The sequence below is a fragment of the Xanthomonas euroxanthea genome (assembly GCF_903989455.1).
Taxonomy (GTDB): Bacteria; Pseudomonadota; Gammaproteobacteria; order Xanthomonadales; family Xanthomonadaceae; genus Xanthomonas; species Xanthomonas euroxanthea.
This window is the reverse complement of sequence record NZ_LR861803.1, coordinates 1,159,109-1,171,812: the sequence shown is the minus strand read 5'-3', so window position 1 is coordinate 1,171,812 and position 12,704 is coordinate 1,159,109. Positions and strand designations below refer to the sequence as shown.

Annotated in this window: 11 protein-coding genes; 4 read left to right on the top strand and 7 right to left on the bottom strand. The window is 66.4% G+C overall.

Going from position 1 to position 12,704, the window contains the following annotated elements; genetic code table 11:
* Positions 1–202 precede the first annotated feature (202 nt).
* From H7A86_RS04975 to H7A86_RS04960, 4 genes are read right to left on the bottom strand one after another with little or no spacing between them, the layout of a single operon-like run.
* Positions 203–1,234, bottom strand: a complete 1,032-nt coding sequence (locus H7A86_RS04975) for a sulfate/molybdate ABC transporter ATP-binding protein (RefSeq protein WP_119130939.1) — start codon at positions 1,232–1,234, stop codon at positions 203–205.
* Positions 1,235–1,241: 7 nt separating this feature from the next.
* Positions 1,242–2,195 carry a sulfate ABC transporter permease subunit CysW gene (gene cysW / locus H7A86_RS04970; RefSeq protein ID WP_104649508.1) on the bottom strand — a complete coding sequence of 318 codons (954 nt, stop codon included), beginning with the start codon at positions 2,193–2,195 and terminating at the stop codon, positions 1,242–1,244.
* Positions 2,192–3,052 carry a sulfate ABC transporter permease subunit CysT gene (cysT, locus tag H7A86_RS04965; protein WP_119129705.1) on the bottom strand — a complete coding sequence of 287 codons (861 nt, stop codon included), beginning with the start codon at positions 3,050–3,052 and terminating at the stop codon, positions 2,192–2,194. Before cysT ends, cysW begins: the two co-directional genes overlap by 4 nt.
* Positions 3,053–3,055: 3 nt before the next feature.
* A complete protein-coding gene (locus H7A86_RS04960) occupies positions 3,056–4,156 on the bottom strand; it encodes a sulfate ABC transporter substrate-binding protein (RefSeq protein WP_180708034.1) in 1,101 nt (366 codons plus the stop codon).
* A gap of 89 nt (positions 4,157–4,245) precedes the next feature.
* Between H7A86_RS04960 and kbl the strand changes: the two genes are divergently transcribed.
* Positions 4,246–5,454 (top strand): glycine C-acetyltransferase, encoded by a 1,209-nt coding sequence (gene kbl, locus H7A86_RS04955; protein ID WP_119130820.1) that lies wholly within the window; start codon positions 4,246–4,248, stop codon positions 5,452–5,454.
* Complete coding sequence (locus H7A86_RS04950) at positions 5,454–5,843, top strand: HNH endonuclease (RefSeq protein ID WP_119130819.1); 390 nt, start codon at positions 5,454–5,456, stop codon at positions 5,841–5,843. Before kbl ends, H7A86_RS04950 begins: the two co-directional genes overlap by 1 nt.
* Here the strand turns inward: H7A86_RS04950 and H7A86_RS04945 are convergent.
* From H7A86_RS04945 to H7A86_RS04935, 3 genes are all read right to left on the bottom strand, one after another.
* Positions 5,797–6,648 carry a pseudouridine synthase gene (locus H7A86_RS04945; RefSeq protein ID WP_119130818.1) on the bottom strand — a complete coding sequence of 284 codons (852 nt, stop codon included), beginning with the start codon at positions 6,646–6,648 and terminating at the stop codon, positions 5,797–5,799. The two genes, H7A86_RS04950 and H7A86_RS04945, sit on opposite strands and share 47 nt — an antisense overlap.
* A 17-nt stretch (positions 6,649–6,665) precedes the next feature.
* Positions 6,666–7,181, bottom strand: a complete 516-nt coding sequence (locus H7A86_RS04940) for a hypothetical protein (RefSeq protein WP_024938551.1) — start codon at positions 7,179–7,181, stop codon at positions 6,666–6,668.
* A 189-nt stretch (positions 7,182–7,370) separates the two neighbouring features.
* Positions 7,371–8,468 (bottom strand): OmpA family protein, encoded by a 1,098-nt coding sequence (locus H7A86_RS04935; RefSeq protein WP_104532906.1) that lies wholly within the window; start codon positions 8,466–8,468, stop codon positions 7,371–7,373.
* A 416-nt stretch (positions 8,469–8,884) separates the two neighbouring features.
* Between H7A86_RS04935 and H7A86_RS04930 the strand changes: the two genes are divergently transcribed.
* Positions 8,885–9,907, top strand: a complete 1,023-nt coding sequence (locus tag H7A86_RS04930) for a zinc-binding alcohol dehydrogenase family protein (RefSeq protein WP_119130817.1) — start codon at positions 8,885–8,887, stop codon at positions 9,905–9,907.
* 543 nt (positions 9,908–10,450) lie between these two features.
* Positions 10,451–12,490, top strand: coding sequence for an NADPH-dependent 2,4-dienoyl-CoA reductase (locus H7A86_RS04925; protein ID WP_119130816.1), 2,040 nt, complete (start codon positions 10,451–10,453; stop codon positions 12,488–12,490).
* Positions 12,491–12,704 lie beyond the last annotated feature (214 nt).

The window sequence follows — 12,704 nt, the reverse complement described above, 5'->3', positions numbered from 1 at the left end:
AGTCGCGCTCGCTTGACCTGGCGCACAAGCTTGAGAGCAGATGACGCCGGTCAGGGTTCTGTCTCATCGACCGCCCGCGCGGAATCTTGATGGGCCGGGAGTGGAGATTGGAGATTGGGGATAGCAGGGATTCGCTTCGCTTTTGCGAATTCCCAATTCCCAATTCCAATCCCGAATCCCGAATCCCGAATCCCGGCCCAAATCAGACCGGAAACACACCGTAATGCCGCGCTGCCAGCCGCAGCTGCTGCCCAGGCTGGAAGCTGCCCGCCGATGCCGGCAGCTCCACTTCCACCTCGTTGCCTGCCGGCTCCAGCGTGGCGCGCAGCCGCAGACGCGCCCCGCTGCGCTGCGACCAGGCCACCGTGGCCGGCCAACCGGCATCGTCCGGCACCAGATCTTCCGGCCGCACGTAGACTTCTACCGGGCCGGCCGCCAACGCGGCATTGGCTGCCGGCAAGGCATGCCCGGCGACCTGGATCTGGCCTTGCACCAGCACACCCGGAATGCGGTTCACCGCGCCCACGAACGAATACACGAACGGCGAGGCCGGCTTGTCGTAGATCATCGCCGGCGTGTCGAGCTGCTCGATGCGGCCGCGATTGAGGATCGCCACCCGGTCGGCCAGCTCCAGCGCTTCTTCCTGGTCGTGGGTGACGAATACCGTGGTCAGGCCGGTGCGCTCGTGCAGCTCGCGCAGCCAGCGGCGCAGGTCGCGGCGCACCTGCGCATCCAGCGCACCGAAGGGCTCGTCCAGCAGCAACACGCGCGGCTCGATCGCCAGTGCACGCGCCAGCGCCACGCGCTGCCGCTGGCCGCCGGACAGCTGGGTGGGATAGCGTCGCTCCAGGCCCTGCAACTGCACCAGCGCCAGCAACTCTTCCACGCGTGCGCGGATGCGTGCTTCGGCCCAGCGCTCGGGACCGCGCCGCACCCGCAGGCCGAAGGCGATGTTCTCGAACACGTCCATATGCTTGAACAGTGCATAGTGCTGGAACACGAAACCGACCCGGCGCGACTGCACGCTCATGCGGGTGGCATCTTCGTCGCCGAACAGCACCTGGCCGCCATCGGCATGCTCCAGCCCGGCCATGATCCGCAGCAAGGTGGTCTTGCCGGAGCCGGACGGCCCCAGCAAGGCCAGCAACTCACCCTGACGCACGTCCAGGGTGATGTCGTCCAGCGCGGTGAACGTGTCGAACTGCTTGCGCAGGCGGTGGATGCGGATGCCCATGTTCACCTCAATGTCGGTGGTTGGCGGCGAGCGAATCGCCGTGCCGCCATTCCAGGTACGTCTTCAGCGCCAGCGTCAGCAGCGCAGTCAATGCCAGCAACGAGGCACACGCAAACGCGGCGCTGTAGGCGTATTCGTTGTAGAGGATTTCCACGTGCAGGGGCAGCGTGTTGGTGCGCCCGCGGATATGCCCGGACACCACCGACACCGCACCGAACTCGCCCATCGCACGCGCCGCGCACAGCAACACGCCATACATCAGGCCCCAGCGGATGTTGGGCAGGGTCACCCGCCAGAACATCTGCCAACCATTCGCGCCCAGGCTCAGTGCGGCCAGCTCCTCATCGCTGCCCTGCTGCTCCATCAGCGGCATCAGCTCGCGCGCGATGAACGGGAAAGTGACAAACGTCGTCGCCAGCACGATGCCGGGCAGCGCAAACACGATGCGCGGCAACTGGACCAGCAGCTCGCCAAAAAACGGCAGCTGCAGCCGCCAGCCTTCGTCGATCAATGGCCACGCCCAGCCGCTGCGGCCGAAGATCAGCACGAAGATCAGGCCGGCCACCACCGGCGATACCGAGAACGGCAGGTCGATCAGGCTGATCAGCAAGCGCTTGCCGGGGAACTGGTGCTTGCTGACAGCCCACGCTGCCGCCACGCCGAACACCAGGTTCAGCGGCAGCACGATGGCAGTGACGATCAGGGTGAGCTTGATTGCCGACAGCGCATCCGGGTCGACGATCGCACGCAGGAAGGTCTCCCAGCCGCCGCGCAGCGCCTCGGCGAACACCAGCACCAGCGGCAGCAGCAGAAACGCCAGCAGGAACAGCAGCGCACCCACAATCATCAGCCACTGCACCCAGCGCGGCTCGTTGGTGGCCGAGTCGGTGATCCGGCGCGCCTGTTCGGTCATCTGGCGGGTCTGCACCATGGCGGGCAGCGGCGAGACAGCATCGTTCATGCAGTCCTCCGTTGGTAGCGCAGCAGGCGTGCCTGCAGCGTATTGACCACCAGCAGGATCACGAACGACAGCAGCAGCATCGCCGCGGCAATCGCGGTGGCGCCGGCATAATCGAATTCCTCCAGCCGGATGGTGATCAGCAGCGGCGCGATCTCGGTGGAATTGGGCAGGTTGCCGGCGATGAAGATCACCGAACCGTACTCACCCACGCCGCGCGCGAATGCCAGCGCGAACCCGGTCAGGACCGCCGGCCAGAGCCCCGGCAGCACCACCCGCCACACGGTCTGCCAGCGCGATGCGCCCAACGTGGCGGCGGCCGCTTCCAGTTCGCGCTCGCTCTCGGCCAGCACCGGCTGCACCACCCGCACCACGAACGGCAACCCCACGAACACCAGTGCCAGCACGATGCCCAGCTGGGTGTAGGCCACCTTGATGCCGACCGCTTCCAGCCAGCGCCCGACCCAGCCGTTGCCGCCGTACAAGGCGGTCAGCGCGATGCCGGCCACCGCGGTCGGCAACGCGAACGGCAGGTCGATCACCGCATCGAACAGGCGCTTGCCCGGAAAGTTGTAGCGCACGAACACCCAGGCCACCCAGGTGCCCATCACCGCATTGAAGGCGCCGGCCGCAAACGCGGTGCCGAAGCTCACCCGCAACGCCGACAGCACGCGCGGCTCGCTCCACACCCGCCACAGGCCGTCCCAGCCCAATCCGCTGGTCTTGATGAAGATGCCCAGCAGCGGAATCAGCACGATCAGTCCCAGCCAGGTCAGCGTGATTCCAAGACTCAAGCCCAGCCCGGGCATGACGCGTCGGCGCGGTGCCGGCGCTGGGTGGGGTGCAACCGACATCTGCATCGCCTACTTTTTTGCCTGGATCTGGTCGAACACGCCACCGTCGGCGAAGTGTTCCTGCTGGGCCTTGTCCCACGACCCGAACGCGTCCTGGATGGTCACCAGCTTGATGTCCGGGAACCGTGCCAGATCGGCGGGGTCGGCAAATTCCGGGTGGCGTGGGCGATAGAAATGCTTGGCCGCCAGCTTTTGCCCTTCCGGTGCATACAGATAGCGCAGATACGCCTCGGCCACATCGCGGGTGCCGTGCTTGTCGACGTTCTTGTCGACCAGCGCCACCGACGGCTCGGCCAGGATCGACAGCTTCGGCACCACGATCTCGAACTTGTCCTTGCCCAGCTCCTCGCGCGCCAGCAGCGCCTCGTTTTCCCAGGCCAGCAGCACATCGCCGATGCCACGCTGCACGAACGTGGTGGTGGCGCCGCGCGCGCCGGTATCGAGCACCGGGACGTTGCGGAACAACGCCTGCATGTAGCGCATGATGCGCTCGCGGTCGCCCTTGAAGATGTGGTCGGCGTAGGCCCAGGCAGCCAGGTAGTTCCAGCGCGCGCCGCCGGAGGTCTTGGGGTTGGGCGTCACCACCGCCACGCCCGAGCGCAGCAGGTCCGGCCAATCGTGGATGTTCTTCGGGTTGCCCTTGCGCACCAGGAACACGATCGTCGAGGTGTACGGCGCGCTGTTGTCCGGCAGGCGCTTTTCCCAGCCGCTGTCGATCAGCTTGGCCTTTTCGGCGATCGCATCGACGTCGTAAGCCAGTGCCAGCGTCACCACGTCGGCTTCGATGCCATCGATCACCGCGCGCGCCTGTTTGCCGGAGCCGCCGTGCGAGGTCTCCACCGTGACGGTGTCCTGCGGATGCTGCTGCTTCCACTGCGCGGCGAAGGCGCTGTTGTAGTCGCGGTAGAACTCGCGGGTGGGGTCGTAACTGACATTGAGCAAGCCGATGTCGCGCGCGCCCGCCTGGCCGGCCAGGACCAGCAGGCTGCACAACACGGTCGATACAAGACGGAAGCGGGGGTGGGTCACAGCAATCTCCAAACCGTTGGGGCGCAGCTGAACAGCAAGCATGCCATGCTGCGCAGCGGCACGCAGGCGGTGAAATGACATCAAGGCCGCGCCTTATGCCGATTTTGCATGACGTAGTGGTATGCCACCGTGATCGTTAAAATCATGCGTCTCTTGCCACTGCGATCGCCATGACCCACGCTCACGCCGCGCTGACCGCCCATTACGCCGCCGAACTGGACACCATCCAGGCCCAGGGCTTGTTCAAGTCCGAGCGCATCATCACCGGCCCGCAGTCGGCCCGGATCACCCTGGCCGATGGCCGCAGCGTACTCAACTTCTGCGCCAACAACTATCTGGGTCTGGCCGACCACCCGGACATCATCCAGGCCGCCAAGGACGCGCTGGACACGCACGGTTTCGGCATGGCCTCGGTGCGCTTCATCTGCGGCACCCAGGATCTGCACAAGCAGCTCGAGCGCACCATCGCCGACTTCTTCGGTACCGAGGACACCATCCTCTACGCGGCCTGTTTCGATGCCAACGGTGGCCTGTTCGAACCGCTGCTCGGCGAAGCGGACGCGATCATCTCCGATGCGCTCAACCACGCCTCCATCATCGACGGCGTGCGCCTGTGCAAGGCCAAGCGCTTCCGCTACGCCAATTGCGACATGGCCGATCTGGAAGCGCAGCTGCAGGCCGCCGATGCGGCTGGCTGCAAGACCAAGCTGATCACCAGCGACGGCGTGTTCTCGATGGACGGCTTCATCGCCCCGCTCGACGAGATCACCGCCCTCGCCCGCAAATACAACGCGCTGGTGCATATCGACGAATGCCATGCCACCGGCTTTCTTGGCGCCACCGGCCGCGGCTCGGCCGAGGTCAAGGGCGTACTGGACCGGATCGACATCATCACCGGCACGCTGGGCAAGGCGATGGGCGGTGCGTTGGGCGGCTTCACCACCGCCAGGCGCGAAGTCATCGAACTGCTGCGCCAGCGCTCGCGCCCGTATCTGTTCTCCAACTCGCTGCCGCCGCATGTGGTGGCCGCCGGCATCAAGGCCTTCGAGATGCTGGAAGCCGCCGGCGAGCTGCGCACGCAACTGGTCGACAACACCCGCTATTTCCGCGAGCGCATGACCGCCGCCGGCTTCGACCTCAAGCCCGGCGTGCATCCGATCAGCCCGGTGATGCTCTACGACGCACCGCTGGCGCAGAAGTTCGCCGAGCGCCTGCTGGAAGAAGGCATCTACGCAATCGGCTTCTTCTTCCCGGTGGTGCCCAAGGGGCAGGCGCGCATCCGCACCCAGATCAGTGCCGCGCATACCCGCGCGCAGCTGGATCAGGCGATCGACGCGTTCATCAAGATCGGCCGCGAACTCGACGTCATCAAGGACTGATGCGCACGGTACTGCGCCAACGGCTGCTGCTGGCGGCGCAGACCGATACCCAGGCGCAGCTGCTGGACGGCAACTGGGAAACCCGTTGCCTGCATTGCCGTCGGCGCCTGCAGCTGCGCGCCGATGGCGAACCGCTCGGGCACACCACGCTGGAACACGTGGTCCCGCAGGCCTGGTTTGGCCGTCGCGCGGCGGCAGCGCTGTGCGCGCTGGTCGACGACGATGCCAATGCAGCGCGTAATCTCGCCCTGGCCTGTGCCGGCTGCAACCACGCCAAGGGCCGTCGCCACGATGCCAACGGTGCCGGCGACGCCCGCGCCGTGGAGGTGGTCAGCGCCTTGCTCAGCGCGCGCCTGGTGCGTTGGCGGGAGCCGCCGTCAGCGCGCTGACTTCCTCCGGACTGAGCATCCGCCACGCCCCCTTACCCAACTCGCCCATCGCCAGCGAGCCGATTGCCACCCGCACTAGCCGCAGCACGCCGATCTCCACCGCCGCCAGCAAGCGGCGTATCTGCCGATTGCGGCCTTCGTCCAGCACGATCTCCAGCCACGCATTGCGCTCGCCCTCGCGCAGTACGCCGACCCGCCCGGCACGCAGCAGCACGCCCTCGCCGTCCGGGTCGGGATCGACCACGCCGGCCTGCAGCTGCGCCAGTTGCGCAGCGCTCGGGCGGCAATCGATCTGCACGTGATAGGTCTTGTCCGGCCCGGTTGCCGGGTCGGTCACGGCCGCTGCCCATTGCGGGTCGTTGCTGAAGAGCAGCAGGCCTTCGCTGGCCTTGTCCAATCGCCCGACCGGGGCGATCCATGGCAAACCGGCGCCATCGAAGCAGCGATACACCGTGTCCCTGCCCTGCTCGTCGCGCACAGTGGTGACCACGCCGCGCGGCTTGTTGAGCATCAGGTAGCACCGCGCCGGCCCGGCCAACGGTTGTCCGTCGATGCGGATGGCGGAGTGCTGGTCGGCACGGACCGGATATTCGGGATCGTGCACCACGCGTGCCGCCACGCTGACCCGCCCTGCAGCGATCCAGCGCGCCGCTTCGGTACGCGAACACACGCCCAGTTTGGACAGCACGCGCGCCAGCCCGTGGCGTGGCGCGCTGCTCGCCGTGGTCATGCCGGAGGCGCGTGACGCGCCCGCCGGACCACGCGTGCGCTGCCGGGACGTCGCCGGCGCAGGCCGCCGGGTCATGCCGTCCCGACCGCGACTTATTTGTTTTCGACCGACTTGGCGTCGGCCGCGGGCGTTGCGGTTGCCGCAGCAGCCGGCGCCGGCGCAGCCACCGGACGCGCCTTGACCACGCGCACGCCGCGCGCCTTCATCCAGGCGTCGAATTCTTCGGCGGTCATGCGCTTGCCGTTCTGGCTCATGTCAAAGCGCCACGGCGTGTTGTCGAATGCGGTGGTGGCCTTGTAGGCGGCCGGATCGTTCGGATTGACGGTGCCGCCGGGCGGAATGACCTTGGCCAGGTCCTGGCAGCCTTCCACGCGCAGACGCAGCAACACGCGGTCCACCGACTGCTCGGTGGTGTAAGGCTGTGCCAGCACGCCGGTGGGCATGCCCAGCTGCACGCTACGGGTGTAGAACTCGGCGGCCGCCGGCGCAATGACGGTGGCGGGCAACGGCAGCGGCTGGGACACCGTGCTGCCGGCACAGTTCGGAGCGGCGTATGCGGCGGGAATCAGGGCGAGACAGAGCAATCCAGCCGTAGCGGTACGCAGCATCGGGTTCTTCCAGTATGAGTGTGGTGTTGACGCGGCGAGTGTAGGCAGCGATGAACGCTGTTTCAACCGGAAGCGTGCCTGGATGGCAACGCAGACAGGATTTGCACTGTCCGGGTACAGATTTCCGGTTCCCACAAAGACAAAACCCGGCGCAAGGCCGGGTTTTGTATGCAACAGCTAACTGTCCAATTAGTTCTGGACGTTCAGCTCGGTACGACGGTTCTTCGCACGGCCTTCCGGATTGTCGGAACCATCCGGGTTGGCGTTCGGAGCAATCGGACGGCTCTCGCCGTAGCCGATCGGACCAACCAGACGCGACGCATCGACGCCGTTCTTGGTCAGGTAGTCGTACACGGTGGTCGCACGACGCTCGGACAGCTTCTGGTTGTACGCGTCGGTACCCTTCGAGTCGGTGTGACCGGCAACCTCGACCTTCAGGTCGGGGTAACGCTTCAGGATCTCGGTCGCTTCGCTCAGGATCGAGACGGCGTCCGGACGCAGGGTCGACTTGTTGAAGTCGAAGTTCACGCCCTTCAGGTCGATCGACACAGGCACCGGGCAACCGTCCGGACCGATGGTCTGGCCAGGCTGCGAAGCCGGGCACTTGTCGTCGCAGTTGTTGACGCCGTCACCGTCGTCATCCAGGTCTGCGCAGCTCGGAGCAACCGGAGCCGGAGCCGGCGGCGGAGCGGTCGACGGAGCCGGTCCCAGCGGGATCACGACGCCGACCGAAGCCAGCACGTCGCCGAACCAGTCTTCCTGCGGAGCAGCAACGCTCTGGTCGTTGAAGTCAGCGCGGTAGGCCAACTCGGCACGCACGGCGACGCGCTTGTCGAAGGTGGTCTGCAGACCGACACCAGCCTTGGCGGCAAAGTTGCCGTCCTTCTGCTGGCCCGGCGAAACCGGGTTCGGGGTGGCGTCGAACTCTTCTTCCGAACGCTGGTAGCCCAGACCGAACAGCAGGTAGGGGTTCCAGCCGCGGCCTTCCTGGATGAAGTGGCGACGCAGGTCGAACGAGATGCCGTACTGGCTCCAGTTCTGGTCCTGGTTGGCATCGAAGTTCGGGTTCTGATAGTTCAGCTCGCCGTCGATCGACCAGTTCGGGCTAACGAACTTGCCCAGACCCAGGGTGACGAACGGGGCGTCATTGGTCAGACGATCGCTGTCCTGGAAGTTGAAGCCAGCGCTACCGGTCAGGTACCAACGGTCATCGAACTCCTGCGCGGAAGCAGCCTGGGCAACCGCCAGACCGCCGAGCAACGCGGCAGTGAGAATTTTCTTGTTCATGTGTATACAGCTCCTTCTTTGGGAGATAAAACCGATAGAGGCGTTGTTCTTGGTAAAGATGCTCGTCACATCCAGAGCCATCGGGGCGCAGATTAAGCCGGCTTCAGTGAAGATCGCGTTAACGGTCATATAACATGTGAAAGCAATCACCAGGGCCGGCGATCCCTTTCAATACTACGTATACAGTTTCATGAAGGGAAGGACCGCGCACGCAGTTTGCACATCCCGGCTGCATGAACCGCAGCCCAATTAAGCCAGTTGAATACGCTGGCGGATCCAGCCTTCCGGCCCGCTGCGCACTGATGCGTCAACCACATTGGTGAACGCCAGGCCCTGTCCGAGCTGAATTGTGGGGTCGGTGGTTGCGGCGCGACGGCGACACAACGCACCCTGAACCCCCCACCTGGAGCGACCCGATGAAAGCTGTCGTCATCACCCGTCACCTGCCGATCGACGATCCCGCGGCATTGCTTGACATGGAACTTCCAGCCCCGTCAGCCCCGTCGGGGTATGACTTATTGGTGCGTGTCGAGGCGGTCTCGGTCAATCCGGTCGACACCAAGGTGCGCGCGCCCAAGCCGCAGACACTGGATGCGCCGAAGATCCTGGGCTACGACGCGGCCGGCGTCGTCGAAGCGGTGGGCCCCGATGTCACCGCGTTCGCAGTCGGCGACGAGGTGTATTACGCGGGCGACATCGGGCGACCGGGCAGCAATGCGCAATATCAGCTGGTCGATGCGCGCATCGCCGGCTGCAAGCCCACCTCGCTCAGCTTCGCCCAGGCCGCGGCCCTGCCGCTGACCACCTTGACCGCATGGGAGCTGCTGTTCCAGCGCATGCCGTTCTCTTTCGACGGCGCCCGCAATCGCGGCAAGCACCTGCTGATCATCGGTGGCGCGGGCGGCGTGGGCTCGATCGCGATCCAGCTGGCGCGGCATGCCGGCTTCAGCGTGATCGCCACGGCCTCGCGGCCGGAGACCATCGAATGGACGCGGCAGATGGGCGCCCAGCATGTGATCGACCATCACCAGCCGCTGCAGCCGCAGTTGCAGGCCTTGGGAATGCAGAGCGTGGACGCCGCCCTCAACCTGGCCGACACCGATCGCTACTGGCAGCAGCTGGGCGAGATCCTGGCGCCGCAGGGGCATGTGGGCCTGATCGTGGAGCCGCGCGGCCCGCTGTCGATCGGCGATCCCTACAAGGCCAAGTGCATCGGCATCCACTGGGAACTGATGTTCACCCGCGCCCGCTACGCAACCGAGGACATGGTCGAGCAACACCGCATCCTCAACCGCGCCGCCAGCCTGATCGATGCGGGCGAGTTGCGTACCACCCACACCGAAACGCTGTCGCCGATCAATGCGCAGCACTTGCGCGAGGCGCATCGGCGCCTGGAAAGCGGCAGCACGATCGGCAAGCTGGTGCTGGCGGGTTGGTGATCGGCCTGCGCGCTTGAGTTCGGCTGTTGCGTGGTGCACGGGCCGGTTGGCTTGCACATTAGAAGGCAGCAGGACCACGGCGCGCGCACGTGAATCAGCAGCAATGCGGGACCGGCATCCGGATCGCAGGCAGCGTTGCTGCTGTGGCGTCTGCGCACTCGCAGCCATGTGAGTCGCAGTGCGCGCAAGGCAATCTGTTCCGCAGCAACGCGCGGATGGATCGGCCTTTTGCTCTATAGAGAGTCGCCATTGCGGCCATGGCGACCCGCGTGACGCGTCGGATGCGGCTGCCGATCAGGGCCGTTGATCGGGAAGCCGGCAAGCCGGATTGAACGCCAGGTCTCCCAGACGGTCTCATCCAGCAAGCGGGATCGCACCAGGGACGTGCCGTGCTGCCAACGGGTACGCGGCCTGCTGCGGACGCCACCCGCCCTGTCCTGCCCCTGCCCGAGCGGCCGACTGCACCCGCTGTGCGCGTCAGGACTTGCCGCCACGCCCGTTTGCCGGCATCGTGCGCACTCCGTACGCCAGCGTATCCATACCATGTCGCCCGCCACCGGCCCGTCCGTCTCGCCCTATCCGCACCTGTTCACACCGCTCGATCTGGGGTTCACGCAACTGCGCAACCGCGTCCTGATGGGCTCGATGCACACCGGCCTGGAAGACCGTGCGCGCGATTTCCCCAGATTGGCCGCGTATTTCGCCGAGCGTGCTGCCGGCGGTGTCGGGTTGATCGTCACCGGCGGGTTTTCGCCGAACGTGGTGGGCTGGCTCAAGCCGTTCGGCGGCAAGCTGTCGTGGCCGTGGGAGGTGCGCCCGCATCGTCAGGTCACCCAGGCGGTACATGCACACGGCGCCAAGATCTGCCTGCAGCTGCTGCACGCGGGGCGCTACGCCTATCACCCGCTGTCGGTGGCCCCGTCCCGGCTCAAGGCGCCGATCAACCCGTTCACTCCACGCGCGCTCTCGGCACGTGCGGTGGATCGGCAGATCGCAGCCTACGCGCGTGCGGCGCGGCTGGCGCGCGACGCCGGCTACGACGGCGTGGAGGTGATGGGATCGGAAGGCTACCTGATCAACGAATTCACCGCTGCGCGCACCAACCAGCGCAGCGATGCCTGGGGTGGCGATGCGGCAAAACGCATGCGCTTTGCGGTGGAGATCGTGCAACGCATCCGCGACGCCTGCGGGCCGGACTTCATCATCATCTACCGGCTGTCGCTGGTGGACCTGGTCGACGGCGGCAACCAGTGGCAGGACATCCTGACCCAGGCGCAGGCGATCGAGGCGGCCGGCGCAACCATCATCAATTCCGGCATCGGCTGGCACGAGGCACGCATCCCGACCATCGCCACCTCGGTGCCGCGCGCGGCATTTGCCGGTGTGACCGCCAAGCTCAGGCCGCACCTGCACATCCCGGTGGTGGCGACCAACCGCATCAACATGCCGGAGGTGGCCGAACGCATCCTCGCCGACGGCGCGGCCGACATGGTGTCGCTGGCACGCCCGCTGCTGGCCGATCCGCAGTGGGCCAACAAGGCCCGCGCCGGCCAGTCGCAGGCCATCAATACCTGCATCGCCTGCAACCAGGCCTGCCTGGATCATGTGTTCGACAACAAGCTGGCGAGTTGCCTGGTCAACCCACGCGCAGCGCACGAAACCGAACTGATCTACGCACCGACCCCTGACCCCAAGCGCATTGCAGTGGTCGGTGCCGGCCCGGCCGGTCTGGCCTGCGCCACGGTGGCGGCCGAGCGCGGCCACCGCGTCACCCTGTTCGATGCAGGCGATGCAATCGGCGGGCAATTCAACGTCGCCAGGCGCATCCCGGGCAAGGAAGAATTCACCGAGACGCTGCGTTACTTCGGTCACCGCATCGACGCAACCGGGGTGCAGTTGCATCTGAATACCCGCGTGCAAGCGGCCGATCTGAAGGACTTCGACGAGATCGTGCTGGCCACCGGCATCGAGCCGCGCAAGGTGGATTTCCCCGGCGCCGATCACCCGATGGTCGTGAGCTATCTGGACGTGGTGCTGGGCCGTCATGTGGCTGCCGAGAAAGTCGCGATCATCGGGGCCGGCGGGATCGGCTTCGATGTGGGCGAATTTCTCGTGCACACAGGGCAATCGCCGTCGCTGGACCCGGCGCGCTGGATGGCCGAATGGGGCGTGGACCCCAGCTTCGAGACCCCCGGCGCATTGGCCAGGCCGCAGCCCGAGCCCCCCGCCCGCCAGGTCTGGCTGCTGCAGCGCAGCCCCGGCAAACCCGGCGCGCGCCTGGGCAAGACCACCGGCTGGATCCACCGTGCCACGCTCAAGGCCAAGGGCGTCAAGATGCTCGGCGGTGTGGAGTATCTGGGTGTGGACGACGCCGGCCTGCGGATCCGCGTGGAAGGTAACGAGCAACTGCTCGATGTCGGCACGGTGGTGGTCTGCGCCGGGCAGGAACCACGCCGCGACCTGCTTGCCGCGCTGCAGGCGGATGGCCGGCAACCGCATCTGATCGGCGGCGCGGATGTTGCCGCCGAACTGGATGCCAAGCGTGCGATCAATCAGGCCTGCCGCTTGGCGGCGACCTTGTAACGCGCGCTTGGCAGCGCGCTGAAAGCCACGGCGGCCTGCTCACGGCGCCACTCGAACACGTGTACGAGCGCAGGTGTGCGCCGGATGGGCGCACCGTCACCGCTGCGGGTGGCAGCGGCAGGGCGATGACCGGTCTGCGCGTCAGATGCCGCCGCAGGGTTCTCTAGCGAAGTCCGATGCGCCGGATCGGTGTGGACTCCGGCGCCGTTGGCGA